This window comes from Bradyrhizobium sp. (genome assembly GCF_016219575.1).
Taxonomy (GTDB): domain Bacteria; phylum Pseudomonadota; class Alphaproteobacteria; order Rhizobiales; family Xanthobacteraceae; genus Bradyrhizobium.
This window is the reverse complement of sequence record NZ_JACRMG010000040.1, coordinates 55,049-80,690: the sequence shown is the minus strand read 5'-3', so window position 1 is coordinate 80,690 and position 25,642 is coordinate 55,049. Positions and strand designations below refer to the sequence as shown.

Sequence of the window (25,642 nt, the reverse complement as noted above, 5' to 3'; positions counted from 1 at the left end):
AGAGAGTTGGCCATAACAAAAACCCCGGCATCGCTGCCGGGGTTTTGCATTTCGTGGATGGCTTGAAGTGCCGGACTTAGAAGTCCATGCCGCCCATGCCGCCGCCCGGGGGCATGGCGGGGCCGCCGGCGTTCTTCTTCGGCAGTTCGGCGACCATGGCTTCGGTCGTGATCAGCAGCGCCGCGACGGAAGCCGCGTTCTGGATCGCGATGCGGACCACCTTGGTCGGGTCGATGATGCCCTTGGTGACGAGGTTGCCGTATTCGCCGTTCTGCGAGTCGAAGCCGTAGGCGTACTGGTCCTTCTCGAGGATCTTGCCGACGATGACGGAGCCGTCTTCACCGGCGTTGATTGCGATCTGGCGGGCGGGCGCGGACAGCGCCTTGCGCACGATCTCGACGCCGGTCCTCTGGTCGTCGTTCGCGGTCTTGATGCGCTTGAGCTGCTCGGAGGCGCGCAGCAGGGCGACGCCGCCGCCCGGCACGATGCCTTCTTCCACAGCCGCACGGGTCGCATGCATCGCGTCATCAACGCGATCCTTGCGCTCCTTCACCTCGACCTCGGTCGCGCCGCCGACGCGGATCACCGCGACGCCGCCTGCGAGCTTGGCCAGGCGCTCCTGCAGCTTCTCACGGTCGTAGTCCGAGGTGGTTTCCTCGATCTGCGCCTTGATCTGCTGAACGCGCGCTTCGATGTCGGCTTTCTTGCCGGCGCCGTTGACGATGGTGGTGTTCTCCTTGTCGATCATCACCTTCTTGGCGCGGCCGAGCATCGAGAGGTTGACGTTCTCGAGCTTGATGCCGAGGTCTTCCGAGATCGCCTGGCCGCCGGTCAGGATCGCGATGTCCTGCAGCATGGCCTTGCGGCGATCGCCGAAGCCCGGCGCCTTGACGGCGGCGACCTTCAGGCCGCCACGGAGGCGGTTGACGACCAGGGTGGCGAGCGCTTCACCTTCGACGTCTTCAGCGACGATGACGAGCGGCTTGCCGGTCTGCACCACGGCTTCCAGCAGCGGCAGCAGTTCGTTCAGCGAGGAGAGCTTCTTCTCGTTGATCAGGATGTAGGCGTCATCCATCTCGACGCGCATCTTGTCGGCGTTGGTGACGAAGTAGGGCGAGATGTAGCCGCGGTCGAACTGCATGCCCTCGACGACGTCGAGTTCGGTCTCGAGCGACTTGGCTTCCTCGACCGTGATCACGCCCTCGTTGCCGACCTTCTTCATGGCGTCGGAGAGGAACTTGCCGATCTCGGCGTCGCCGTTGGCGGAGATGGTGCCGACCTGGGCGATCTCCTCGTTCGAGGTGACCTTCTTGGAGTTCTTGACGAGGTCGGCGACCACGGCGTCTACGGCGAGGTCGATACCGCGCTTCAGATCCATCGGGTTCATGCCGGCGGCAACCGACTTGGCACCTTCACGGACGATCGCAGCCGCGAGCACGGTGGCGGTGGTGGTGCCGTCGCCGGCCGCATCAGCCGCCTTGGAGGCGACTTCGCGCACCATCTGGGCGCCCATGTTCTCGAACTTGTCCTCGAGCTCGATCTCCTTGGCGACGGTGACGCCGTCCTTGGTGATGCGGGGAGCGCCGAACGACTTGTCGAGCACGACGTTGCGGCCCTTGGGACCGAGCGTCACCTTGACGGCGTTGGCAAGGATGTCGACGCCGCGCAGCATCTTGTCGCGGGCATCGACGCCGAATTTGACTTCTTTAGCTGACATCTGAATTTGTCCTTGAGTTGATCTCTATCCCCTCATCCTGAGGAGCGGACTTGTCCGCGTCTCGAAGGATGAGGCCAAATGAATTCACCCTTCGAGACGCCGGCTGCGCCGGCTCCTCAGGGTGAGGGCGAGCGAGCGGCCTTAAGCGGCCTTCTTCTTGGAAGCGGGAACGTCGGTGAGGACGCCCATGATGTCGCTTTCCTTCATGATCAGGAGATCCTGACCGTCGATCTTGACCTCGGTGCCGGACCACTTGCCGAACAGCACGCGGTCGCCGACCTTGATGTCGATCGGGATCAGCTTGCCGGCTTCGTCGCGGCCACCCGGGCCGACGGCGATGACTTCGCCCTGCGAGGGCTTTTCCTTGGCAGTGTCGGGAATGATGATGCCGCCTGCGGTCTTCTCTTCGGCGTCGATGCGCTTGACCACGACGCGGTCGTGAAGCGGACGGAATTTCATACAGTCCTCCTAAGTTATTGCAGAGTTTATTGAATTGGGGGTGCTAGCAGTCCACTCCAGCGAGTGCCAGAGCGGCTGAAGTGGATTTAGGCCACGGATGTGGGTTGGGCAAGGGCTTCTAGCAGAAAAATTGGCAATCGGAGCAGGGGCCTGCCAGATTCGTTCATCATTCTTAATTCGGCCCGCCGGGGCGGCGACCCCCGTATTAGCACGTGCGGTAAGCTGCTGCTAAAGCACGAATTTTAAACAACTCGTTAACCATTTGGGCTTGTGATGGAGAGGTCGCGTGCGTCACATTTCTCTCATGTGAGCGCATCTCCGCCGGGGTGGCTCGGCAGTCGGCCACCACGTGAATGCGCTCCTTCAATGGAGGTAGGCATGGTCTCGCGGGTTGGGATTGTTTCCGAAGACTTCCGGAAGCAAGTGCTGGGTTACGGTCTGACGACGGCGCAGATCCTGTATCGGTTGCCGGATCACCCGTCGCTGCTGCAGACATACGTCTGGCAGAATTACGATCTGTTCCCGAAATTCCCGGCGCTGCACGATTTCCTCGCCTTCTGGCAGGAAAAGCTCGAGGGACCGCTGTTCTCCGTCACCGTGGCGCATTCGCGGCTGATCAAGCCGGCCGAACTGCGCGCGGTGAACGGGGTGTTTCAGCTGCACTAGGAATGTGTAGGGTGGGCAAAGCGAAAGCGTGCCCACCTTTCCTGGATCGGCGCTGGTGAAGGTGGGCACGGCGCAAGCGCGCCTTTGCCCACCCTACAAAATCCAAACTATGCTAGCCTCTCCCGATCAACGAGAAACGGGAGGCTCAGGGAAATGGCCAGGCAAAAGGCGACTTCACGTGCGGCGGCGCGTCCTGCGGTGAAGAAGAAATGGACGGGCCTGCGGAGCGCGGCGAAGTCCTCGGCACGCAAGGCCATCAAGTCCAAGGGGCGCGGCGCCTCCTCCGCCAAGACGAAGGCGCGGCCGAAGCAGCGCATCGCCATCAGCCATCACCGCGAAGAGGATTTCAAGACCGACGGCCTGCGTGCCTACGCGAAATACCGCGACCTCGGCATCAAGGACGCCACGCATGGCCTCGCGCAGGCGCATGTCATCCGCCTGCAGGGCCCGTGCAACCCGCAGGAAGTCTCGAAGCTCCACTATCACGACGTCGAATTCCAGATGGTCTATGTCCTCAAGGGCTGGGTGAGGACCTACATGGATGGCCAGGGCGAAATGCTGATGAAGGAAGGCGGCTGCTGGACCCAGCCGCCGAAGATCCGGCACATGATTCTGGATTACTCCGACGACGTGGAGTTGCTGGAGATCATCCTGCCGGCGGATTTCAAGACGGTGGAGTTGTCGGCGTAGCACCTCGACTACGCTTTCTTCGTCATGGCCGGGCTTGTCCCGGCCATCCACGTCTTTGTGGCCGCCGTGCAAGTAAGACGTGGATGCCCGGGACAAGCCCGGGCATGACGATCATGAGAGAATTCCCACCACCGCCCCCATCAAACACGTCGTGATCGTGCCCGACACGATCGACTTCAGCCCGAGCGCGTTGATCTCCTCGCGCCGCTCGGGCGCCATGGTGCCGAGGCCGCCGATCATGATGCCGAGGCTGGCGAAGTTGGCGAAGCCGCACATCGCATAGAGCATGATCAGGCGCGAGCGCGGATCGAGCGCATCGCTGTCGAGCTTCGACAGTTCGACATAGGCGATCAGCTCGTTGAGAATCGTCTTGGTGCCCATCAGGCTGCCGGCGGTGACGGCTTGCGGCCAGGGCAGGCCCATCAGCCAGCATATCGGCGCCATCAGGTAGCCGAGCAGGCGCTGCAGCGAGATCCTTGCGCCGCCGACTTCCGGCAGAAGCCCGATGATGGCGTTGACGAGATAGACCAGCGCCACAAGCACCAGCAGCATGGCAATAATGTTGAGCAGCAGCTCGAGGCCGGCGGTGGTGCCCTTGACGATCGCATCCATGGTGCTCGACGCCTGCGCGTCCGGATTTTCCAGCCCGCCGCCGGTGCGCTTGCCGGATGTCTCCGGCACCATGATCAGGCTGACGAGAATGGCGGCGGGTGCGCCCAGCACCGAGGCGATGACGAAGTGCGCGGCTGCATCCGGCAGCACGGGAGCAAGCAGGGTGGCATAGAGCACCAGCACCGTGCCGGCGATCCCTGCCATGCCGCCGGTCATCACCAGGAACAGTTCGGCGCGGCTGAGTTGTGCCAGATAGGGGCGGATGAACAGCGGCGCTTCCACCATGCCGAGAAAGATGTTGGCGGCGGTGGACAGGCCCACCGCGCCGCCGACGCCGAGCGTGCGCTCCAGGAGCCAGGCCATGCCGCGCACGATCGGCGGCAGGATGCGCCAGTAGAACAGGAGCGTGGTCAGCACGCTCATCACGAGCACGATCGGCAGCGCCTGGAAAGCGAGGATGAAATCCGCACCGGGCACCTTCAGGTCGAACGGCAGCGTGCCGCCGCCGACATAGCCGAACACGAAGGAGGAGCCGGCGCGCGATGCAGCCGAGATCGCACCGACCGCGTCGTTGATGGCGCCGAAGGCGCGCGCCACCACTGGCAGCTTGAGCAGCAGGGCGGCGGTGGCAAGCGTCACGGCAAGGCCGATGGCTGCCTGCCGCAGCGAGACCGCGCGGCGATTCTCGCCCAGGGCCCACGCGATTGCGAGCAAGGCCGCGACGCCGAACGTCGATTGCAGCTGCAGCATGAATCCCCCGACACCCGCCAGCGATTATGCCAGCGCTGCGCAGCCGCGCAATGCCGTCTTGCCCCGGAAGAAGTTGACATTCCAGCTTCCCTCGGCCACCGGTCAGCCATGTCCTCGGCCATGCCCGTCGGCGCCCGCGAATTGCTGAGGGACGCCTCGTTCCTCAATTTCCTGCTGTCGCGCAGCCTGTCGCGCTTCTCCAGCCAGATCGCGGCGGTCGCGATCGGCTGGCAGATCTACGACATCACCGGCAGCGCCTTCGATCTCGGCATGGTCGGCCTGGTGCAATTCCTGCCGACCGCGCTGCTGGTCTTCGTCGCCGGCCACGCCGCCGACCGCTTCGAGCGCAAGCGCGTGGTGCAGCTCTGCCAGGTGGCGGAAGCGCTGACCGCGCTGTTTCTCGCCGTGAGCACTTATGCCGGCTGGCTCGACGCCGTGCAGATCTACATCGCCACCTTCGTGATCGGCATTGCCGGCGCCTTCGAGAGCCCGGCGACCGCCGCGCTGCTGCCGCTGATTGCGCCACAAGGTTCATTGCAGCGGGCGACCGCGGTCTCCAGCGGCGCGGCGCAGGTTGCGACCATCGCGGGGCCAGCCGTCGGCGGGCTGGCCTTTGTCTTCGCGCCCAGCCTGCCGTATCTGATCATCGTCGTGTTCTGGCTTGCGGGTGCGGTGCTGACCGGTTTTCTGCGGCCGGCACAGCAGGCGTCCTTGAAAGAGGATGGTGCGGCCGACGACATCTATGCCGGCGTGCGCTTCATCAGCAACAACCCGGCGATCCTCGGCACCATCTCGCTCGACCTGTTCGCCGTGCTGCTCGGCGGCGTCACCGCGCTATTGCCGATCTATGCCCGCGACATCCTGCAGACCGGGCCGCTCGGCCTCGGCATCCTGCGCGCGGCGCCCGCGGTCGGCGCGCTGTTCATGACCATCGTGCTGGCGCGCCACACCATCAACCGCCATGTCGGCCTGCGCATGTTCCAGGCGGTGATCGTCTTTGGCGCGGCGACGGTCGCCTTCGCGCTGTCGCAATGGATGTGGCTGTCGGTGCTGTCGCTGGCGATCCTGGGCGCCGCCGACACCGTGAGCGTGGTCATCCGCTTCTCGCTGGTGCAGCTGTCGACGCCGGACGAGATGCGCGGTCGCGTCGGCGCGGTGAATTTCCTGTTCATCAACGCCTCCAACCAGCTCGGCCAGTTCGAGAGCGGCGTCACCGCGGCGCTGTTTGGTGCGGTGCCCGCCGCCGTGCTCGGCGGCGTCGGCACCATCGCGGTTGCGCTGCTGTGGATGAAGCTGTTCCCGTCGCTGCGCAAGGTGGAGCGGCTGGAGTAGGGAACGCGGCATTTCAGCCGGTTCCCTACTGTGCATGGGGTTGTTTTGGACTTTTTGATCAGCCCCGGCCCACGAAGGGCATCTTGGTCGCCATGACCGTCATGAACAGCACGTTGGCGTCGAGGGGCAGGCCGGCCATGTAGGCCACGGCATCGCCGACCGCCTTCGCGTCCATGCGCGGTTCGTGCTTCATGGTGCCGTCGGGCTGCATGACGCCGGGACCGGCGACCATGCGGTCCGTCATCGGCGTGGCGGCATTGCCGATGTCGATCTGGCCCACCGCGATGTCGTATTTGCGGCCGTCGAGATTGCTGGACTTGGTGAGGCCGGTGATGGCGTGCTTGGTCGAGGTGTAGGCGGACGAATACGGCCGCGGGGCATGCGCCGAGATCGAGCCGTTATTGATGATGCGGCCGCCGCGCGGGTCCTGGTCCTTCATGATGCGGAACGCATGCTGCGTGCACAGGAACGGACCGGTGAGGTTGGTGTTCACCACCGCCTGCCATTGCTCCAGCGGAAGGTCCTCGAAATTGACGGGCGGGGCGCCCATGCCGGCATTGTTGAAGAGCACGTCGAGGCGGCCGTAGTTCTCCATCACCTTGGCGAACAGAGCGGCGATCGAGGCCGGGCTCGTCATGTCGGCGGAGACGCACAGGCTCTTGCCGATATTGTCGCCGAGCTTCTTGGTCTCCTCCAGCATCTCCATGCGCCTTCCGGCGAGCACGACGGTGTAGCCGGCATTCATCAGCGCCAGCGACGCGGCCCGGCCCACGCCGGTGCCGGCGCCGGTGACGACGGCGATCTTCTGTTTTGCCTCGGCCATTTCCTGTTCCCTTTTATTTGTTGGCTTCTGCTTCGGTCTTGTAAGGCGGTCGCGGGATGTTCTGGTGCGCCGCGCGCAGGGCCGCCGACCAGCGCGAACGTAGATCGTGGAAATAGGGCTCGCCCGCCTCGATGCGGTGGTTGAGGTCGGCTTCGCAGGCGTCGGTGCGCACCACCAGCACGTCGATCGGAAGACCGACGCCGAGATTGGATCGCATGGTGGAGTCCATCGAGATCAGGCCGGTCTTCAATGCTTCATAGAGTTCGACATCGTAATGCATGGCGCGGTCGAGCACGGGCTTGCCGTATTTGTGCTCTCCGATCTGCAAATAGGGCGTGTCGGTGGTGCATTCGATGAAATTGCCGGCGGTGTAGACCATGAACAGCCGCATCCGCGAGCCCTTGATCTGGCCGCCGAACAGGAAGGAGACGTCGAAGTTGACGTCCTCCGAGCGCAGTGCCGCGCCCTCGGTGGCGTGGACCAGGCGGATGGCGCGTCCGATGCGCTGCGCCGCCTGGAACATGGTCGGCGCGTTCATCAGGGTTTCCAGTTCGCCGGTGTCGGGATTCTGGATGCCCTCGGTCAGCGTGGACAGTACCGACTGGCTGACGGCGAGATTGCCGGCGCTGGCGATCGCCATGATGCGTTCGCCGGGGTTTGCGAAGACGTGCAGCTTGCGGAAGGTCGAGACGTTGTCGAGGCCCGCATTGGTTCGGGTGTCGGCGATCATGACGAGGCCGTCGCGCACCAGAATTCCACAACAATAGGTCATTCCCAGTCCCCAGGAGCCTGCTTAAAGAGTCTGCTTGAAGCGCCTTCTCGTCCGGCGGGGGCCACTGATAACGAATTTCACCCCTGCATCCAACCCCCGATTCCCCGTGGCGTGCCCTGCGCCGAACGGCTAGAAATCGCCCCGGTTCGAGCAGGTTCGGGGAAGGGCAGATGCGCAGGGTGTTGGGATTCGCTGGTATGGTCGCGATCATGCTGCTGAGCGGCGCGGCGGCGCTCGCAGGTCCCTGGGAAGACGGCATGGTCGCCTATAACCGCGGCGACTACCAGCCGGCGATAAAGCTGTTCCGGCCGTTGGCGCAGGCGGGCAACGCCAAGGCGCAGAACGTGATGGGCGTGATGTACCGCAAGGGCGAGGGCGTGGCGCGCAGTTCCGCCAAGGCCTTCATGTGGTTCAGCCTTGCCGCCAAAAAGGGCGATGCCACGGCGAAGGCGAACCTGCAGGAAATGGCAATGGAAATGACGCCGGCGGACCTGACGCATGCAAAGGAGATGATGGCCGCGTGCGAGGCGTCCGACTATCGCAATTGCGAGTATTGATTAGGCGACGGCTCTGGCGCACGCGGCCTTTCGAATGAGAACCAGGAATTTCGGGAGGCGAAATGCGCGCCAGAGGCACCTGCCTGTCCATCGCATTGCCGTCCATCGCAGCGGTTGCGGTCGCCGTTCTCGCGGCTTCACCCGCCGCCGCGCAGAAGAAAGGCGGCACGCTCCGCCTCTATCACAATGACAATCCACCCTCGACGTCGCTGCTGGAAGAATCCACCATCGCCTCGGTGATGCCGTTCGCGGCGGTGTTCAACAATCTCGTGGTGTTCGATCCCGCCAAGCCGCGTGAGAGTATCGACACGGTCATTCCCGATCTTGCCGAAAGCTGGTCCTGGGATTCCACCAACACGAAACTCACCTTCAAGCTCCGGCAGGGCGTGAAGTGGCATGACGGCCAGCCGTTCACGGCAAAGGACGTGCAGTGCACATGGCGGATGCTGATCGGCAAGGCCGAGACGCAGGACTTCAAGCGCAATCCGCGAAAGATCTGGTACACGAAGCTCAGGGACGTCAGCATCAACGGCGATCACGAGGCGACGTTCGAATTGAGCGAGCCGCAGCCGGGCCTGCCGGCGCTGTCGGCCAGCGCCTTCTCGGCGGTCTATCCCTGCCACGTGCCGCAGCAGGTGATGCGGACGAAGCCGGTCGGCACCGGGCCGTTCAAATTCGCCGAGTTCGAGCGCGGCAAGTCGATCCGTCTGGTGCGCAATCCCGATTATTTCAAGAAGGACCGGCCGTATCTCGACGAGATCGCGGTACGCACCATCGACAGCCGCGCCACGCGAATGCTGGCATTTTCGACCGGCGAGTTCGACATCACCTTTCCCTCCGACGTCAGCGTGCCCTTGCTGAAGGACATCAAGGCGCGCTCGCCGGACGCGGTGTGCGAGATGACGACCACGGGCACGCTGATCAACCTGCTGGTCAACCGCGTCAATCCGCCGTTCGACAATCCCGAGATCCGCAAGGCCATGTCGCTCGCGCTCGACCGCAAGCCCTTCAACACCATCCTGATGGAGGGGCACGCGCGGATGGGCGGCGCCATGCTGCCGCAGCCGGAAGGGCAATGGGGCATGGCGACGGATGCGCTGATGTCATTGCCGGGCTACGGAGGGGATGGCGGCAAGAACCTCGCGGAAGCGCAGGCCATCATGCAAAAGCTCGGCTACAGCGAAGCCAAGCCGCTGCAAATCAAGATCCAGACGCGCAACCTGCCGACCTATCGCGATCCGGCTGTCATCGTCTCGGATCAACTGAAGAAGATCTATATCGCCGGCGAGCTGGACATTCTCGACACCCCGCGCTGGTACTCGAAGCTCTCACGCAAGGAATACACCATCGGGCTCAACGTCACCGGCGTCAGCGTCGACGATCCCGACGGCAATCTGGTGGAGAATTACTCCTGCAACTCCGAGCGCAACTACACGCAATATTGCAACGCCGAGGTCGACAGGCTGCTGGCGGCGCAGTCGCGCGAACTCGACAAGGAGAAGCGGAAGAGGATCGTCTGGGACATCGAACGCATCCTGGTGGAGGACGCGGCGCGCCCGGTGATCCTGCACAGCGCCGCCGGCAATTGTTGGCAGCCCTATGTCAAGAATTTCAAGCCGCACGACAACAGCCAGTACAACAATTTGCGCTTTGAGGACGTCTGGCTGGACAAGTGACGGCGAACCGGGAAGGGCGAAGCGAAGGCCGCCGGCCGAGCCGCCAACGGCTTGGCGCAGCGCAACAATAATTACCAGAAATTGTCGCGCAGGAAGTTATCAATTGCACCTTGCTTCGCAGGGCGATCGAGATCCTCAAGACCAGGCCTCAGTCCGATTGCTTCTTGCAAGACGCTTCGGCATGCTGTGGCTTCCGGGGGCCGGCGACACCGCTTTCCGCGGTTCAATCCTGTACAGGTGCTGCGTCCCGTGGGCAGGGGAGAGACGTATGCATTTTGAAAAAGGGATATTTCGTTCCGGCCTGGTGACTACGGCCGTGGTGGCCGGCACTCTGCATCTGACGAGCGCGACGGCTCAGGCGCTGAACTTCAGCTTTCGATTTTCCGGGAACATGAGCTGCATGCGGCCGGTGCCGGTGAGCAACGCGCCGATCAGCGGAAGCGGCACCGGAGTCATGAACCCGGATGGCAGTGTCACGGCGGAAATCAGCCAGTCGCTTCTCGTGTTCTCGACGTCGCTGCGTTTCGACAGCAAGCTCGGCCCGAGCGTGACGGCCGTGCCGGGAGGCACGGGACAGGTGCGCGTCGCAGGCAAGCAAAGCCTGAAATTCATCTGGAACCTGCCCAACAACACGCTGATCGTGACGGTGAACGTCCGCGGACAGTCATGCACGGCGGCTTTCCAGGCCAACCTACTTGCCGGAAAGAGCGAGTACACCTTCTTCGACGGGTCGATGTACCACTATTGCGGGCGTCCGGTCATGACGGCCTCGTCCTGCGAGGTGCGTTAGCGGACGACAATCGGGCGCGTTTGACCGCCTACTGCTGGCTCTGCCACTGGCCGGGCCGGCCGGCTTGCTCGACCTTGACCGCGACCGTCAGCGTCTCGGTGCCTCCGCCGTAGCGGGTGCCGCGGATGGGGGCGGCGCCGAGATAGTCGAGGCCGACGGCGACGCGGGCATGGGCATCCGTGGTGCAGATGCCGTTGGCGGCATCGAAGCCGACCCAGCCGAGATCGGTCACATAGGCTTCCGCCCAGGCGTGCCCGGCCTGCTGGCTGGTGATGCCGTCGGAGCGCAGGAAGTGCCCGGAGACGAAGCGCGCCGGCACGCCGCCGGAGCGCGCGCAGGCGATGAAGATGTGCGCGTAGTCCTGGCAGACGCCGCGCTTGAGCGCGAAGGCTTCGGAGGCCGAGGTGCCGCTGTTGGTCGGATCCTCGTCGAAGGTCATGTGCTCGTAGATTTGCACCATCAGCGCATGCAGGAAGCCGAGCACGTCGTCGCCGGCCTCGGCACGCAGCTCGCGGGCGAACTGCGCCATCGCCGGGTTGACCTCCGTCAGCGCCGTCGAGCGCAGGAACAGGCTTTCCGGAAACCGCTCGTCGGTGCCGCGCAGCACGCCGCCGGTGTCCTGGGTCTCGATCAGGCCCTCGACATGGATGGTGAGTTCATCGAGCGGGCCGTGCGTCAGCACGTGGGTGACGTTGCCGAAGGCGTCCTCGTGCACGTCGAGGCGGGAGTCGGTGGAGACGTCGATCTGCCATTCCGCCACATACTGGCCGTCGTGGCTGCCGGGCGTCATCCGCAGGATCTGGATCACGCCGGTGGCCGCCGGCTCGTAGCGATAGCGGGTGGTATGGGCAATTCGCAGGCGCATGGGGTGTCTCTTGTTCCGCGCCGTCATTCCGGGATGGCGCGCAAGCGCCAGACCCGGAATCTCGCGATTCCGGGTTCGCGCTGACGCGCGCCCCGGAATGACGGTGTTTGTCTAGATCAAATACTGCCTGGTGATGATCTCGCCAAGCCGCGAATTGTCCGCGATGAATTCCTGGATGAATTCGTGAACGCCATGCTGGAAGATGTCGTCCATGTTGCTGTGCTCGAGGCGGTTGCGGATGCCGCGGGCATGGCGCTGCGAGGCGCCCTGGCGGCCATAGGCGACGCCTATCTGGTCGAGATTGCGCACGAGGTTGCCGTAGCAGCTCGCCAGCGAGCGCGGCAGCGTGTCGTTTAGTATCAGCAGGTCCGCGATCAGCCAGGGTTTGAGCGTCTCGCGATAGACCCAGTGATAGGCCGTCAGTGCCGAGACCGAACGCAGGATCGAGGTCCACTGGTAGTAGTCGAGCGGACCGCCGACGTGTTCCTCCTCGGGCAGCAGCACGTGATATTTCACGTCGAGGATGCGCGCGGTGTTGTCGGCGCGCTCCAGATGCAGGCCGAGCCGCGAGAACCAGAACGCGTCGTTGCGCAGCATGGTGCGGTAGGCCGAGCCGTCGAAGCGCAGCGAGGTCTCCTGCACGAAGCGCAGGAATTTCGCCAGCTCCTCGCGCGAGGAAGTGCCCTTGCTCCAGACTTCCTGCAGTTCGATCCAGGCGCTGTTGATGGTGTCCCACATCTCGCTCGTGAGCGCAGTGCGGACCGAGCGCGAGTTGAGCCGGGCGTTCTCGATGCAGTTCTTGATCGAGGAGGGATTGACCGGCGAGAACGATAGGTACTCGACGACATTGGCCTCGTTGGCTTCGTCGTAGGTATCGTAGAAGCTCGCGCTGACGCCGGCGGTCAGCAGCGCCGATTCCCATTCGTTGGTCTTGCCGATATAGGCGGCGGGCAGCGCGGTGACGCGCAGGGTGGCGTCGATGGTGCGCGCGATATATTCGGCGCGCTCGACAGAGCGGGCCAGCCAGTACAGGTTTTCGGCGGTGCGCGACAGCATTGCTACTCGTCCAGAATCCAGGTGTCCTTGGTGCCGCCGCCCTGGCTGGAATTCACCACGAGCGAGCCTTCCTTCAGCGCCACCCGCGTCAGCCCGCCGGGCACGATGGTGACGCGGTCCTTGCCGGTCAGCACGAACGGACGAAGATCGACGTGGCGCGGCGCCAGGCCGGATGCGGTGCAGGTCGGGCAGGTCGAGAGCGCCAGCGTCGGCTGGGCGATGAAACCTTCCGGCTCGCGCTTGAGCTTGTCGCGGAATGCCTCGATCGTGGCCTTGGTGGCGGCAGGCCCGATCAGCATTCCGTAGCCGCCGGAGCCATGGACTTCCTTGACGACGAGCTCGCCGAGATTGTCGAGCACGTAGGAGAGATCCTTCGGCTCGCGGCAGCGCCAGGTTTGCACGTTCTTCAGGATCGGCTCCTCGCCGAGATAGAATTTCACGATCTCCGGCATGTAGGAATAGACCGCCTTGTCGTCGGCGATGCCCGTGCCTACCGCATTGGCCAGCGTGATGTTGCCGGCCGCATAGGCCGACATCAGCCCGGGCACGCCGAGCACGGAATCGGGGCGGAAGGTGAGGGGATCGAGGAAATCGTCGTCGACGCGGCGGTAGATGACGTCGACCCGCTTCAGCCCCTCCGTGGTCCGCATGAACACCTCGTCGTTCTTGACGATGAGGTCGCGGCCCTCGACCAGCTCGATGCCGAGCTTGTCGGCAAGGAAGGAGTGCTCGTAATAGGCGGAGTTGTAGACGCCGGGCGTCAGCAGCGCCACCGTCGGCTCGGAGGAAGCGTTATTCGGCGCCACCGAGCGCAGCGCCGAGAGCAATTCGTCCGGATAGCGCTCCACCGGCGCGATACGATGGCGGGCAAACAGGTCCGGAAACAGCCGCATCATGATTTCGCGGTTTTCCAGCATGTAGGACACGCCCGAGGGCGTGCGCGCGTTGTCCTCCAGCACGATGAAATTTTCCGGATCCACCCGGACAATGTCGATGCCGGCGATGTGGACGTAGACGTCGTGCGGCACGGCCTGGCCGTTCATCTCGGGCCGGAACACTGGGTTCTGGAAGATCAGGTCGTCGGGCACGACGTTGGCGCGCAGCACTTCGCGCCCGTGATAGATGTCGCGCAGGAACATGTTCAGCGCGCGCACCCGCTGCTTCAGCCCCTTTTCCAGGATGGTCCATTCCTTCGCCGACATGATCCGGGGGATCACGTCGAAGGGGATCAGCCGCTCGGTGGCCTCGGCGTCGCCATAGACGGCGAAGGTGATGCCGATGCGGCGGAACAGCAGCTCGGCTTCCTGGCGCCGGTATTCCAGCGCGTCCGGCGGCGTCTCCTTCAGCCAGCGGGAGAGTTCCTGGTAGGCCGGGCGGACGTCGCCGCCGGGGCCATTCATTTCGTCGAACGCAACTGCCATAAACCCCTGACTGTCCTTCGGGTCATGCGCTCAGACTGCATGACTTCCTGGGATGGTAGCAAGGCCCGGGCCAGCGCGATATGCATTGGCTTGCGGCATTTGCTATGGGATGACTCGGGGGGTGCCTGAAAAACCGGCTACCGGTTGCTTATTTCGGCAGCAAAACCCCGTGACTTCAAGGCGTTGCCCCGGCAGTCTGTCGACCCCGAAGGCAACGGGGCAGGGTGAGGAAGAGACATGAGCGAGATCGTCACGGCGGGGATATTGGTGATCGGCGACGAGATCCTGTCCGGCCGGACCAAGGACAAGAACATCGGCTTCATTGCCGAGTATCTGACCAATATCGGCATCGACCTGAAGGAAGTCCGCGTCGTCGCCGACGACGAGGCCGACATCATCGCGGCGCTTGATGCACTGCGAAAGCGCTACAACTATGTCTTCACCACCGGCGGCATCGGCCCGACCCATGACGACATCACCGCCGACAGCGTGGCGAAAGCGTTCGGCGTCGGCATCGACCACCATCCGGAGGTGGTGGCGCGGTTTCGCGAGCGCTGGAGCGGGCAGGATCTGAACGAGGCGCGCCTGCGGATGGCGCGCATCCCCGACGGGGCCGAGCTGATCCAGAGCGCGACCATCCTGGCGCCCGGCTTCAAGATCGGCAATGTGATCGTGATGGCCGGCGTTCCCTCGATCATGCAGGCCATGATGGATATCGTTGCGCCCAAGCTGAAGAGCGGCGTGCGGATGCTGTCGGAATCGGTGCGAGCCAATGCGCGGGAAGGCGACGTCGGCGGTCCCCTGCGCGAGATCGCCAACACCCACACCGACACGATCATCGGGAGCTATCCGTTCCTGGACGAGGAGCAGAAGCCCAACACCAATCTCGTGGTCCGCTCGCGCGATCCGGAAAAACTCAACGCCGCGATGACGGCGGTGAAGGAGATGCTGGCGGCGCTGCACGCGGCCCGGAAATCGACCTGACGGCGGTATCAGTATGGCCGACAGCAATTCCGCGAAGGCGTTTCCGGTGTCCTGGGACCAGTTCCACCGGGATTGCCGGGCGCTGACCTGGCGGCTCAACGAGGTCGGCCCGTTCCACGCCATCGTCGCCATCACCCGCGGCGGCCTGGTGCCGGCCGCCATCGTCGCGCGCGAGCTTGGCCTACGCATCATCGATACCGTGTGCGTGGCGAGCTACGACCACGACAAGCAGGGCGATTTGCAGGTCCTCAAGGGCGTCTCGGATGCCGTGGCAAAGCTCGGCGGTGGCACCGGCAAGGGGTTGCTGATCGTCGACGACCTCGTCGACACCGGCAAGACCGGCCGGCTGGTGCGCGCGATGATGCCGGACGCGCACTTCGCGGCCGTCTACGCCAAGCCGAAAGGACGGCCGCTGGTGGATACGTTCATCACGGAAGTGTCGCAGGATACCTGGATCCATTTTCCGTGGGACACCGCGCTGTCGTATCAGCCGCCGATCCGCGACGGCCGAGCTTAGTTCTTCACCTCGCCCCGCTTGCGGGGAGAGGTCGGATCGCATCGAAGATGCGATCCGGGTGAGGGGGACTCTCCGCGAGTCCCGATGCCGAACGACCCCTCACCCCAACCCTCTCCCCGCAAGGGCGGGGCGAGGGAGCGCAATCTTCGGGTGGATGCAATATGCCCCTGCAAAACCGCGTCCTTCCGACTGGCGACATCGTCGCCGACCCGCACCGCGGCCTGTTCACCGGCAATCGCGGCATCATCCACGATCCCGCGACCAAGACGCTGTTGAACAGGCGCTGGTCGAATCCCGCCTGGCTGGTCTGCGTCTGCGAATTCGAGGGCCGGCGGCGCGAAGTGATGGGTGGACGCAGCTGGACCGAGCTGTTCTTTCTGGATGAGGCGACCGCCTTTGCCGCCGGGCATCGCCCGTGCTTCTTCTGTCGCCGCGACGACGCGGAACGGTTTCGCAATTACTGGGAAGAGGGCAACGGCGTCGGCCGGGTGCTGGCGCGCGACATCGACGCGGTGCTGCATCGCGAGCGGCTGGATCGCGGCAAGAAGCGGCTTTATCCGCTGACGGTGCCGCTCGCGGAATTGCCCGACGGCGCGATGCTGCAGGAGGGAACGCAAAGCCACCTCATATTGCAGGGCAGGGCGCTGGCGTGGTCGCCATCAGGCTATCGCGCGACGCAGAGCCCGATCTGGGGCGCGATGCTGCTGACGCCGCCCTCGACGCTGCGGGCGCTGGCGGCGGGATATCGGCCGGTGCTGCATCCGATCGCGGGTTAGGGCGGGACTTCCGACCCAAAGCGATCATTTGCAATATATAGACCAATTGGTCTATATATCAGCAATGAGCCGCCGAACCCCAGTACAGTCGCCTCGTGGCCGGCCCCGAAGTTTCGACGTGGAAGCCGCTGTCGAACGCGCGATGGGTGTGTTCTGGTCGTGCGGCTATCACGCCACGGCGCTCCCGGACCTTCTTCGTGCGACGAAGCTCTCGCGTGGCAGCCTTTATGCCGCTTTCGGTGACAAGCACTCGCTCTTCCTGCGTGCCCTTGATCGCTACATTGCCGATGCCCTGACGCGGATGGATATCGAACTCGACCTCTGCAGAGAGCCGGTCGACGGCCTGCGGGCCTACCTAGCCGGCTACGTTGAGCGCACGAGCGGTGCCGAGGGTCGGCGCGGATGCCTGCTGGTGGCGACTGCCATGGAGCTGGCAGGACAGGATGCTGAAGTTGGTCGCCGCGTCGCGGGCTTTTTCAGAGCAATGGAGGCCAGGGTGGCGGATGCACTTTCCCGTGCGAAGACGGCGGGCAAGCTGGCCGATGGTGTCGAGCCTTCAAGTGTCGCCCGAATTCTCGTCTGCTTCGTCGAGGGGTTGCGCGTGGTCGGCAAGACGGCGCCGGCACGGAACACGTCGCAAGCCACCGCGGACGCTCTTCTCGATCGTTTCGTCAGGTAGACAACGCAATTGGTAACCCTGGACGCCTCCGCCATTGGCGCATCGATATTTAGACCGATCGGTCGTGAAAGGAAAGATACCATGTCTGCCATCCAGATCGTCTGCGCAGTGGCCGTTCCCTTGCTCTGGGGTTATCAGTTCGTGGCCATCAAAGTGGGCGTTACGGAGTTTCCGCCTCTCTTCTTTCTCGCACTGCGATTCCTGGCCATCGCGCTGTTGCTTGTCCCGTTCGTCAAAAGGCCCGCGCGTCAACAGTTCGGCCCTGTCGCAACTATCTCGATTTTCCTCGGGGGACTGAACTTCGGGCTCTTCTATGTTGGCCTTGGGCTCGGCTCGGGAAGCATGTCGGCCGTCGCATACCAACTCGCCACGCCCTTTACCGTCCTGTTAGCCTGGCCGCTGCTCGCGGAGAGACCGTCTCTCACGACGTCCGCCGGCGTGGTGATTGCATTCGTCGGTGTGATCGTGTTGGCAGCGGGGCCTGGCCTGTCGGCAAACGCGCTTCCGCTGCTGCTTGTGGTCGGGGCAGCCTTCGCGTTCGCGGTGTCCAACGTCTTGACGAAACTCTACGGTCCTCTTGATCCCCTGATGTTGATGGGGTGGTCGTCGCTGCTCACGGTGCCGCAGGTCATGTCGATGTCGTTGCTCCTCGAGCATGGACAACTGGCGAGCCTTGTCACGGCGGATGAACGCGGTTGGCTGGCGCTCGCCTACACGATCTTCATCGGAGGAATTGTCGGGTTTGGCCTTTGGTTCTGGCTGATCGCCCGTTGCTCCATGGGCCGCGTTGCCCCCTTCGGTCTGCTGCTTCCGGTGTTCGCCTTGATTTCGAGCGTGCTGTTCCTCGGCGAGCGGATGACTCCAAAGCTGATTGCCGGTGGGCTGCTTGCGATCTCCGGCGTCGCCATTACACAGGTGAGACCGAGCGCTAGGCCAATTTGAAGGCGTAAGTCACCGCAGCTTCTTGCCGTCCTCTTCCACCAGCATGCGGGAATCGCGCAGCGTCCAGTCACGGACGACCTGGCGGCAGCGCGCGATGTCGGCCTCGCTGGGTTTCTCAGCGTTCGGCTGGTTCGGGCGCTCAAGCAACGCCTGACAGTTGCGCAGGACGTCGCGCGGGTCGGCCTGCGCAGGCGAAGTTAGCGCAACGAGCAGCGCGAAACAGAGCAGGGCACCCAGCCGCATCAGCTGAACCGCTGCCGCGCCAGTCTTGCCCCCGCGCCGAGCGCCATCAGCTTGGCCTCAGCGATATCACGCCGCATCGGCGCCATGCCGCAATTGGTGGTCGCGATGATGTCGCTGCGGGCGACAAATTTCGAGACGGCGTCAATCACCTTGCAGACATCCTCGGCGGTCTCGACCTCATCGCTGGCGACATCGATCACGCCGGCCTGGATCTTCTTGCCCTTGAGCAGTGCGAGCAGATCGAGCGGCACCTTCGAGTTCCGGCATTCGACCGCGACCTGCTGGATCGAGCTCTTGGCGATGGCCGGGAAAATCTCCTCGTACTGCCGCCACTCGCTGCCCAGAGTTTCCTTCCAGTCGACGTTGGCCTTGATGCCGTAGCCGTAGCAGATGTGCACGGCGGTGGCGCATTTCAGCCCTTGTGCCGCGCGCTCCAGCGCCTGGATGCCCCAGACCGGAACCTCATCCATGAAGACATTGAAAGCGGGCTCGTCGAACTGGATCATGTCGAGGCCGTCGGCTTCCAGCGCTTTTGCCTCCTCGTTCAACAGCTCGGCGAAGGCGAACGCCATCTTGACGCGGTCGCCGTAATGGTTGTCCGCTACCGTGTCGGCGATGGTCATCGGGCCGGGCAAGGTGAATTTCAGCTTTCGCGTGGTGTGGGTTCGGGCCACCCGCACTTCATCCGCATGCACGCGACCCCTGAGCTTCAGCGGCGCCACCACCTGCGGCACCATCGCCTTGTAGCGGTCCTTGCGGATTCCCATCTCGACCTTGTGGGCGAAGTCGATGCCGTCGACCTTCTCCAGGAAACCGTGCACGAAGTGCTGCCGCGCCTGCTCGCCCTCGGTGAGGATGTCGATGCCGGCGTCCTCCTGGATTTTCACCGCCAGCAGCGTGGCGTCGCGCTTGGCGCGGGCGAGCTCTTCGCCCTTGGCCTTCCACGGCGCCCACAGCATGTTCGGCTCGGCCAGCCATTCCGGCTTCGGCAGGGAGCCGGCGATCGTGGTTGGAAACAGCATGGGAGCCTCCCGGAGAGCGTTGTTTTGATATGATTGAGTGCCTCCATGCCATGTCTTATGGTCGAGGTACAGGACAACGAAAGTCCCACCGGACCACCAGGGGAGCCATGATCGACCTGCATTACGCGCCGACGCCGAACGGCTGGAAAATCTCGATCATGCTGGAGGAACTCGGGCTCCCCTATAAGGTCATCCCGGTCAATATCCGCGCCGGCGAGCAGTTCAGCCCGGAATTTCTGGCGATCAGCCCGAACAACCGCATTCCCGCCATCGTCGACCATGTGCCGGCCGATGGCGGGGGGCCGTTCTCGGTGTTCGAGACCGGCGCCATCCTGATCTATCTCGCCGACAAGACCGGGCGTTTCCTGCCCACCGAGATGCGCTCGCGCTCCAACGTCATCCAGTGGGTGATGTGGCAGATGAGTGGGCTGGGGCCCATGCTGGGCCAGCACGGCCACTTCGCGCTTTATGCGGCGGAGAAGATTCCCTATGCCATCGAGCGCTACCGCGACGAGACCGCGCGGCTCTATGGCGTGCTCGACCGCCAGCTCGGCAAGACCGGCGCGTTCATTGCGGGCGACGACTATTCGATCGCCGACATCGCCTGCTTCCCCTGGACCATGACCCACAAGGCGCAGGGCTTTTCGCTCGACGACTATCCGAACGTGAAGCGCTGGTATGCCGTGGTGCGCGCCCGGCCGCAGGTGCAGTCGGGGCTCGCGATCGGGAAATTTGTGAAAGAGCCATTCAACGAGGAGACGCGCAAGGTGATGTTCGGGCAGATGGCCAAGGAAGTGCTGGGGAGGAAGTGACGCTCTCACCCCTCATGGTGAGGAGGCGCGTAGCGCCGTCTCGAACCATGAGGCCACGGACGGGCGTGCATCCTTCGAGACGTGCGCGTCGCGCTCCTCTGGATGAGGATCAACAACAATCAAAAGGAAACACCCATGATCGAATTCTTCTTCGACTGCTCCAGTCCCTGGACCTATCTCGCCTGGCACAACATCCAGCCATTGGCGAAGGAGTTTGGCGCCGAGATCACCTGGCGGCCGATCCTGGTCGGCGGCATCTTCAATACCGTCAACCCCAGCGTCTATGCGCAGCGGGAAACGCCGGTGCCGCTGAAGGCGCGCTACGCGAAGAAGGATCTCGCCGATTGGGCACGCTCGGCCGGACTTGCGATCAAGATGCCGCCGACGGTGTTTCCGGTGAACAGCGTGAAGGCGATGCGCGGCTGCATCTGGCTGGGCAACAAGGACATGGTGCCGTTCGCGCGCGCCGTGTTCGAGGCCTATTGGGGCGGAGACAAGGACATATCGCAGGATGCGGTGCTGACCGACATCTGCAAGAGCGTGGGCATCGACCCTCAGAAGTTCTTCGCCGGGATCGGCGACCAGGCGATCAAGGACCAGCTCAAGGTGAACACGGAAGAAGTGGTGGCGCGCGGCGGCTTCGGCTCGCCCACCATCTTCGTCGACAAGACCGACATGTATTTCGGCAATGACCGCCTGCCGCTGATCCGCGAGGCGCTGCAGCGCCGGAAGGCGAGCGCCGCCTGATGCCGAAGATCGTCGTCTGCCGCGAGCTCGGTCCGCCCGAGCGGCTGCACCTGGAGGAGATCCCGTCCGCGGCCCTGAAGCCGGGCGAGGTGCGGATCGCCATCCGCGCCGCCGGCATCAATTTTCCCGACGTGCTGATGGTGGCCGGCGAATACCAGCTCAAGCCGCCGCTGCCGTTCACGCCGGGCGTGGAAGCGGCCGGCGATGTCGTCGAAGTCGATGCTGCAGCTCAAGGTGTTGCGGTCGACGACAAGGTCATCGTCAAGATGCGCCATGGCGCCTATTGCAGCGAGGCGGTGGTGACGCCGGCGCAGTTGACGCCGATGCCGTCGACCTTCGATTACGCGGAGGCCGCGACGTTTCTTGCCGGCCACGGCACCGCCTATCACGCGCTGATCGATCGCGGGCAGGTGAAGCCGGGCGAGGTGCTGCTGGTGCACGGCGCCGGCGGCGGCGTGGGACTCGCCGCCGTTGAGATGGGCAAGATGCTGGGCGCGGTAGTGATCGCAACCGCGTCGAGCGACGAAAAACTTGCGATTGCCAAATCGCGCGGCGCCGATCACCTCGTGCGCTACGACCGCGAGCCGTTCCGCGACGCCGTGAAACGGATCACCGACGGCCGCGGCGCCGACGTCGTGTTCGATCCCGTCGGTGGCGAGGTGTTCGAGAACTCGATGCGCTGCATAAACTGGGGCGCGCGGCTGCTCGTGGTCGGCTTCACCGGCGGCATTGGGCTCGCCAAAACCAATCTGCTGCTGATCAAGGGCGCGAGCGTGCTCGGCGTTCGTGCGGGCGAGGCGGTGCGGAGAGACCCGGCGCTCGGCAGGAAGCGGCTGAAGGAACTGCTGGCATGGGCAGAAGCGGGCAAGCTGCGCCCCAACGTCTCGCATCGCCTGCCGCTGGAGGAATACGCCAAGGCGATGCGGCTGTTGCTCGAACGCAAGGCGATCGGCCGCGTGGCGCTGATGATGGATTGATCCGAGTGTCATTCCGGGGCGATGCGAAGCATCGAACTATGGGGCGCCCTTGCGCCCCTGAGAATCTCGAGATTCCGGGTCTGGTCCTTCGGACCATCCCGGAATGACCGCTACGCGGTCACCTGTAATCCCGCTCGTCCCACCACGGGAAATAATCGGGCATGTCTGATGACACCTTGTCCTTGAACTGCGCCGGGCGCTTTTCCAGGAACGAGACCACGCCTTCCTTGACGTCGTCGGAGCGGCCGCGTGCGTAGATGCCGCGGCTGTCGACCTTGTGGGCTTCCATCGGATCGTCGGCGCCCATCATGCGCCACATCATCTGCCGGATCAGCGCCACCGACACCGGCGCGGTCTTGGCGGCGATTTCCTTTGCGAGCGCTCGCGCCGTGGGCAGCAGCTGGTCGGGCGGCACCACCTTGCTGACGAGGCGGCCGGCGAGGGCTTCCTGCGCCGGGAAGACGCGGCCGGTGTAGCACCACTCCAGCGCCTGGGCGATGCCGACGATGCGCGGCAGGAACCAGCTCGAGGCGGCCTCCGGCACGATGCCGCGCTGGGAGAACACGAAGCCGAAGCGCGCGGCTTCCGAGGCGATGCGGATGTCCATCGCGAGCTGCATGGTGACGCCGATGCCGACTGCCGCACCGTTCACCGCAGCGATCACAGGCTTGAGGCACTTGAAGATGCGCAGCGTCACCTGGCCGCCGCCGTCGCGCACCTGGGGGTCGCTGTAGTCGGTCGCGCCGCTGGCAAGTTTCTTCACCGGCCCACGCCTCGCGTCGCGGTCGAATGTGTTGGCGCCGGAGGAGAGATCGGCACCGGCGCAGAACGCGCGGCCTTCGCCGGTCACGATGATGGCGCGGACATTGTCATCCTTGTCGGCGGCATCGAAGGCGGCGATCAGCTCCTGCTGCATCTGGCCGGTGAAGGCGTTGAGCTTGTCCGGCCGATTCAGGGTGATGGTGAGGATCTGCTCGGAGACCTCGTATTTGATCGTCTCATACGCCATGGATGCGGTTTCCTCTCGGTGGCTCGTTTTCTTATTGGCTTCGTAGGATGGGTAGAGCGCAGCGAAACCCATCACGTATCGGCGCATGCGGTCGATGGGTTTCGCTGCGCTCTACCCATCCTACAAATGTCAAAGCCCGGCTGACGACTTGTGCCTAGACGCTACTTCTTCGGCGGCGACGGCCACGGTTTCTGCGGCCCGCGCAGGCCTTCGAACGCCTTGGCCATGCCGAGCACGCCAATGTCGTCGAAGCGGCGGCCGACGATCTGCAGGCCGATCGGGAAGCCGTGCCTGTCGTAGCCGGCATTGACGGACACGGCCGGGTTTTCCGACATGTTCCAGGGCAGGGTGTAGCCGATATGCTCGAACGGCCTTTGGGGATCGTTGAGGGGCGCTGCGAATTCCGCCGGGAAGTTCACTACCGGCGAGACCGGCGAGATCACATAGTCGAGCTCGCAAAACAGCTTTGCCGCAGCCGTGCGGATCGCCATGGTCTGGTTGAAGCCGCTGATGACATCGACGCCCGAAAGTTTGGCGCCTCGCTCCGCCCATTGCAGGATATAGGGCAGCGCCTTGGCGCGCTCCTTCTCGGGCAGCTTCGACAGATCGCCCCACATGCGCGCACGGAAGAAATTGTCGATACCGTCGAGCATCTCGCGCGTCAAAATGCCGTCGACCTCGGTGACCACGGCGCCGGCGGCTTCGAATGCCTTGGCGGCCTTCACCACGACGTCGCGGACCGGCTTTTCCAGCGCCTGGCCGGCGGCATCGAACATCAGGCCGAGGCGCAGCTTGCGCGGCGATTTGTCCAGCGCCTTCCAGTTGATGTCATGGGCGGGCAGGCTCATGCCATCGCGGCGGTCGGGCTTCGACAGCACGCTCATCATCAGCGCGGCGTCGTCCACCGTGCGCGTCATGGGACCTGCGACGCGGCCGACATAGGGCGGATCGATCGGCACGCGGCCGAGACTCGGCTTCAACGCGACCAGGCCGCACCAGGCCGCGGGCAGGCGGACCGAGCCGCCGATGTCGGTGCCGAGATGCAGCGGGCCATAGCCGGCCGCTGCCGCAGCACCCGCGCCGGCGGAAGAGCCGCCGGGGTTCTTGCCGAGATCCCAGGGATTGCGGGTGAGGGGATGGAAGCTCGAGAGTCCCGACGACAGCATGCCGTAATCGGGCATCGTGGTTTTCGAGAAGATCACCGCGCCGGCTTCGCGCAGGCGCGCGGCGGGCGGCGCGTCGCGTTCGGCCGCGACCAGCGGCACGCTCGCCGCACCGAGCGGAATCGGCTGGCCCTTGGTGGCGATGTTGTCCTTGATGGTGACCGGCACGCCGTCGAGCACGCCGGTCGGCTCGCCATTGTTCCAGCGGTCGGTCGAAGCCTTCGCCACCTTGCGCGCGCCGGCGGGATCGAACAGGTACAGCGCCTGGATATGCGGCTCCCAGCGCTCGACATGCGCGATCACGTCCTCCAGCACTTCGGAGGGCGAGAACTGCTTGGTCTTGTAGCCCGCGATCAGGTCGTGGGCGGAGAGGTCGTGGAGCGAGGTGAAAGTTTCTTCTTGTTTGGCTTTATGCATGGGCACCTGCCGGGAGACGGGTTTCGATGATGCGGGCGAACATGCTGGCGCCGATCGGCAGAATCTTGTCGTCCAGCACGTAGCCGGGATTGTGCACGGGCACCGAGCCGTCATGGCCAACCCAGAAATAGGCGCCGGGAATTTTCTGCATCATGTCGGCAAAGTCCTCGCTGCCCATCTTCGGCTGCGTGCGGGTAATGACCTTTGCCGGATCGACTACCGTGCGTGCGACTTCCTCGACCACCCTGGACTGCTCTTCCTGGTTTACCAGCACGCTGAAGATGTCGCGGATGTCGACGTCGATCTCGACCTGGAAGGCGGCCGCCATGCCGGCGCAGATCGTGCGCATGCGGTCGCGGATCAGCGCGCGGACTTCATCGGAGAAGGCGCGCACCGTGCCGCAGAGCTTTGCCTCGCCCGGAATGACGTTGTAGGCGGAGCCGGCATGAATCTGCGTGATCGACAGCACCGCCGAATGCAGGGGATCGACGTTGCGGCTGACGATGGTCTGCAACGCCTTGCCGACGGTCATGGCGATCACGACGGCGTCCTTGGAGCGTTCCGGCATCGCGCCGTGGGCGCCGTAGCCATTGATGACGATGTCGAAGAAGTCGGCGCCGGCCATCGCCGGGCCGGGGAGGATCGCGATCTCGCCATGGTTCAGGTCCGGCGCGTTGTGCAGGCCGTAGAGCTCGTCGCAGGGAAACTTCTCGAACAACCCGTCCTTGATCATGGCGCGCGCGCCGCCGAGACCCTCTTCGGCGGGCTGGAAGATGAAGTGCACGGTGCCGTCGAAATTGCGCGTCTCCGCCAGATAGCGCGCGGTGCCGAGCAGCATGGTGGTGTGGCCGTCATGGCCGCAGCCGTGGAAGCGGCCGGGAATGGTCGAACGCCAGCGCAGGTTGGTGTTCTCTTCCATCGGCAGCGCATCCATGTCGGCGCGCAGGCCGATTCGCTTGCTCCCGTTGCCCTTGCCCTTGAGCACGCCGATCACGCCGGTGCCGCCGAGGCCGCGATGCACCTCGATGCCCCAGCCCTTCAGCTTCTCCGCGACGATGCCCGACGTGCGCACCTCCTCGAACCCGATCTCGGGATGGGCATGCAGGTCCCGGCGGATGGCGGTGAGTTCGTCGGCGTAGCCGTCGATGCGTTCGATGGTGGGCATTTT

The 25,642-nt window shown here is 64.3% G+C and carries 27 protein-coding genes; 14 read left to right on the top strand and 13 right to left on the bottom strand.

Translation table 11 applies throughout. From position 1 onward, the window contains the following. Positions 1-76: 76 nt before the first annotated feature. Positions 77-1,717 carry a chaperonin GroEL gene (groL, locus tag HZB49_RS29030; protein WP_291617579.1) on the bottom strand — a complete coding sequence of 547 codons (1,641 nt, stop codon included), beginning with the start codon at positions 1,715-1,717 and terminating at the stop codon, positions 77-79. Positions 1,718-1,858: 141 nt separating this feature from the next. Beyond that, entirely contained in the window at positions 1,859-2,176 is a 318-nt protein-coding gene (gene groES, locus HZB49_RS29025; RefSeq protein WP_291617578.1) for a co-chaperone GroES, read from the bottom strand. 378 nt (positions 2,177-2,554) lie between these two features. Between groES and HZB49_RS29020 the strand changes: the two genes are divergently transcribed. Together HZB49_RS29020 and HZB49_RS29015 are read left to right on the top strand one after the other, a co-directional pair. Then, complete coding sequence (locus tag HZB49_RS29020) at positions 2,555-2,842, top strand: usg protein (protein WP_291617577.1); 288 nt, start codon at positions 2,555-2,557, stop codon at positions 2,840-2,842. Positions 2,843-2,995: 153 nt separating this feature from the next. After that, positions 2,996-3,532, top strand: a complete 537-nt coding sequence (locus tag HZB49_RS29015; RefSeq protein WP_291617576.1) for a cupin domain-containing protein — start codon at positions 2,996-2,998, stop codon at positions 3,530-3,532. A 111-nt stretch (positions 3,533-3,643) separates the two neighbouring features. On the opposite strand, the gene HZB49_RS29010 is transcribed toward HZB49_RS29015, so the two are convergent. Further along, on the bottom strand, positions 3,644-4,894 hold the full coding sequence (locus HZB49_RS29010; protein ID WP_291617575.1) for a nucleoside transporter C-terminal domain-containing protein: 1,251 nt from the start codon (positions 4,892-4,894) through the stop codon (positions 3,644-3,646). 108 nt (positions 4,895-5,002) lie between these two features. Here HZB49_RS29010 and HZB49_RS29005 point away from each other — a divergent pair, with 108 nt between their 5' ends. Further along, complete coding sequence (locus HZB49_RS29005; RefSeq protein WP_291617574.1) at positions 5,003-6,226, top strand: MFS transporter; 1,224 nt, start codon at positions 5,003-5,005, stop codon at positions 6,224-6,226. A 58-nt stretch (positions 6,227-6,284) separates the two neighbouring features. Here HZB49_RS29005 and HZB49_RS29000 read toward each other — a convergent pair whose 3' ends face one another. Together HZB49_RS29000 and HZB49_RS28995 are read right to left on the bottom strand one after the other, a co-directional pair. After that, a complete protein-coding gene (locus tag HZB49_RS29000; RefSeq protein WP_291617573.1) occupies positions 6,285-7,049 on the bottom strand; it encodes an SDR family oxidoreductase in 765 nt (254 codons plus the stop codon). A gap of 13 nt (positions 7,050-7,062) precedes the next feature. After that, positions 7,063-7,821 carry a peptidase gene (locus HZB49_RS28995; protein WP_291617572.1) on the bottom strand — a complete coding sequence of 253 codons (759 nt, stop codon included), beginning with the start codon at positions 7,819-7,821 and terminating at the stop codon, positions 7,063-7,065. A 170-nt stretch (positions 7,822-7,991) separates the two neighbouring features. Between HZB49_RS28995 and HZB49_RS28990 the strand changes: the two genes are divergently transcribed. The 3 genes from HZB49_RS28990 (at position 7,992) to HZB49_RS28980 (ending at position 10,844) form a co-directional block, all read left to right on the top strand. Then, positions 7,992-8,378, top strand: a complete 387-nt coding sequence (locus HZB49_RS28990; RefSeq protein WP_291617571.1) for a hypothetical protein — start codon at positions 7,992-7,994, stop codon at positions 8,376-8,378. Between the two features lie 62 nt (positions 8,379-8,440). Further along, the gene (locus tag HZB49_RS28985) at positions 8,441-10,054 is read left to right on the top strand and encodes an ABC transporter substrate-binding protein (protein ID WP_291617570.1); all 1,614 of its coding nucleotides are present in this window, start codon (positions 8,441-8,443) and stop codon (positions 10,052-10,054) included. 268 nt (positions 10,055-10,322) lie between these two features. Beyond that, positions 10,323-10,844, top strand: coding sequence for a hypothetical protein (locus tag HZB49_RS28980; RefSeq protein ID WP_291617569.1), 522 nt, complete (start codon positions 10,323-10,325; stop codon positions 10,842-10,844). A 28-nt stretch (positions 10,845-10,872) separates the two neighbouring features. Here HZB49_RS28980 and HZB49_RS28975 read toward each other — a convergent pair whose 3' ends face one another. From HZB49_RS28975 to HZB49_RS28965, 3 genes are all read right to left on the bottom strand, one after another. Continuing rightward, positions 10,873-11,709 carry a transglutaminase family protein gene (locus HZB49_RS28975; protein ID WP_291617568.1) on the bottom strand — a complete coding sequence of 279 codons (837 nt, stop codon included), beginning with the start codon at positions 11,707-11,709 and terminating at the stop codon, positions 10,873-10,875. Positions 11,710-11,820: 111 nt separating this feature from the next. Further along, the gene (locus HZB49_RS28970; protein ID WP_291617567.1) at positions 11,821-12,765 is read right to left on the bottom strand and encodes an alpha-E domain-containing protein; all 945 of its coding nucleotides are present in this window, start codon (positions 12,763-12,765) and stop codon (positions 11,821-11,823) included. A gap of 2 nt (positions 12,766-12,767) precedes the next feature. Next, positions 12,768-14,186, bottom strand: coding sequence for a circularly permuted type 2 ATP-grasp protein (locus HZB49_RS28965; RefSeq protein ID WP_291617566.1), 1,419 nt, complete (start codon positions 14,184-14,186; stop codon positions 12,768-12,770). 237 nt (positions 14,187-14,423) lie between these two features. Here HZB49_RS28965 and HZB49_RS28960 point away from each other — a divergent pair, with 237 nt between their 5' ends. From HZB49_RS28960 to HZB49_RS28940, 5 genes are all read left to right on the top strand, one after another. Beyond that, positions 14,424-15,170, top strand: a complete 747-nt coding sequence (locus tag HZB49_RS28960; protein ID WP_291617565.1) for a molybdopterin-binding protein — start codon at positions 14,424-14,426, stop codon at positions 15,168-15,170. A 13-nt stretch (positions 15,171-15,183) separates the two neighbouring features. Continuing rightward, positions 15,184-15,687, top strand: a complete 504-nt coding sequence (gene gpt / locus HZB49_RS28955; RefSeq protein WP_291617564.1) for a xanthine phosphoribosyltransferase — start codon at positions 15,184-15,186, stop codon at positions 15,685-15,687. A 161-nt stretch (positions 15,688-15,848) separates the two neighbouring features. After that, positions 15,849-16,463 carry a hypothetical protein gene (locus tag HZB49_RS28950; RefSeq protein WP_291617563.1) on the top strand — a complete coding sequence of 205 codons (615 nt, stop codon included), beginning with the start codon at positions 15,849-15,851 and terminating at the stop codon, positions 16,461-16,463. 64 nt (positions 16,464-16,527) lie between these two features. After that, positions 16,528-17,142 (top strand): TetR/AcrR family transcriptional regulator, encoded by a 615-nt coding sequence (locus HZB49_RS28945; protein WP_291617562.1) that lies wholly within the window; start codon positions 16,528-16,530, stop codon positions 17,140-17,142. Between the two features lie 81 nt (positions 17,143-17,223). Continuing rightward, positions 17,224-18,084 carry an EamA family transporter gene (locus HZB49_RS28940; protein WP_291617561.1) on the top strand — a complete coding sequence of 287 codons (861 nt, stop codon included), beginning with the start codon at positions 17,224-17,226 and terminating at the stop codon, positions 18,082-18,084. A 9-nt stretch (positions 18,085-18,093) separates the two neighbouring features. Here the strand turns inward: HZB49_RS28940 and HZB49_RS28935 are convergent, their stop codons facing one another. Both HZB49_RS28935 and HZB49_RS28930 read right to left on the bottom strand, forming a co-directional pair. Next, positions 18,094-18,327: a hypothetical protein gene (locus tag HZB49_RS28935; RefSeq protein WP_291617560.1), complete on the bottom strand. Its 234-nt coding sequence runs from the start codon at positions 18,325-18,327 to the stop codon at positions 18,094-18,096. Next, on the bottom strand, positions 18,327-19,349 hold the full coding sequence (locus HZB49_RS28930; RefSeq protein WP_291617559.1) for a methionine synthase: 1,023 nt from the start codon (positions 19,347-19,349) through the stop codon (positions 18,327-18,329). Before HZB49_RS28930 ends, HZB49_RS28935 begins: the two co-directional genes overlap by 1 nt. A gap of 107 nt (positions 19,350-19,456) precedes the next feature. On the opposite strand from HZB49_RS28930, the gene HZB49_RS28925 reads away from it, so the two are divergent. The 3 genes from HZB49_RS28925 (at position 19,457) to HZB49_RS28915 (ending at position 21,885) form a co-directional block, all read left to right on the top strand. Then, a complete protein-coding gene (locus tag HZB49_RS28925; RefSeq protein WP_291617558.1) occupies positions 19,457-20,161 on the top strand; it encodes a glutathione binding-like protein in 705 nt (234 codons plus the stop codon). Between the two features lie 135 nt (positions 20,162-20,296). Beyond that, a complete protein-coding gene (locus tag HZB49_RS28920; RefSeq protein WP_291617557.1) occupies positions 20,297-20,908 on the top strand; it encodes a 2-hydroxychromene-2-carboxylate isomerase in 612 nt (203 codons plus the stop codon). Further along, positions 20,908-21,885: an NADPH:quinone oxidoreductase family protein gene (locus HZB49_RS28915; protein ID WP_291617556.1), complete on the top strand. Its 978-nt coding sequence runs from the start codon at positions 20,908-20,910 to the stop codon at positions 21,883-21,885. The genes HZB49_RS28920 and HZB49_RS28915 overlap by 1 nt, the downstream gene beginning before the upstream one ends. Before the next feature lie 118 nt (positions 21,886-22,003). On the opposite strand, the gene HZB49_RS28910 is transcribed toward HZB49_RS28915, so the two are convergent. The 3 genes from HZB49_RS28910 to HZB49_RS28900 all read right to left on the bottom strand — a co-directional run bounded on the left by HZB49_RS28910 (position 22,004) and on the right by HZB49_RS28900 (position 25,639). Further along, positions 22,004-22,894, bottom strand: coding sequence for a crotonase/enoyl-CoA hydratase family protein (locus tag HZB49_RS28910; RefSeq protein ID WP_291617555.1), 891 nt, complete (start codon positions 22,892-22,894; stop codon positions 22,004-22,006). A gap of 161 nt (positions 22,895-23,055) precedes the next feature. Beyond that, entirely contained in the window at positions 23,056-24,474 is a 1,419-nt protein-coding gene (locus tag HZB49_RS28905) for an amidase (RefSeq protein WP_291617554.1), read from the bottom strand. Next, the gene (locus tag HZB49_RS28900; RefSeq protein ID WP_291617553.1) at positions 24,467-25,639 is read right to left on the bottom strand and encodes a M20 aminoacylase family protein; all 1,173 of its coding nucleotides are present in this window, start codon (positions 25,637-25,639) and stop codon (positions 24,467-24,469) included. The genes HZB49_RS28905 and HZB49_RS28900 overlap by 8 nt, the downstream gene beginning before the upstream one ends. Positions 25,640-25,642 lie beyond the last annotated feature (3 nt).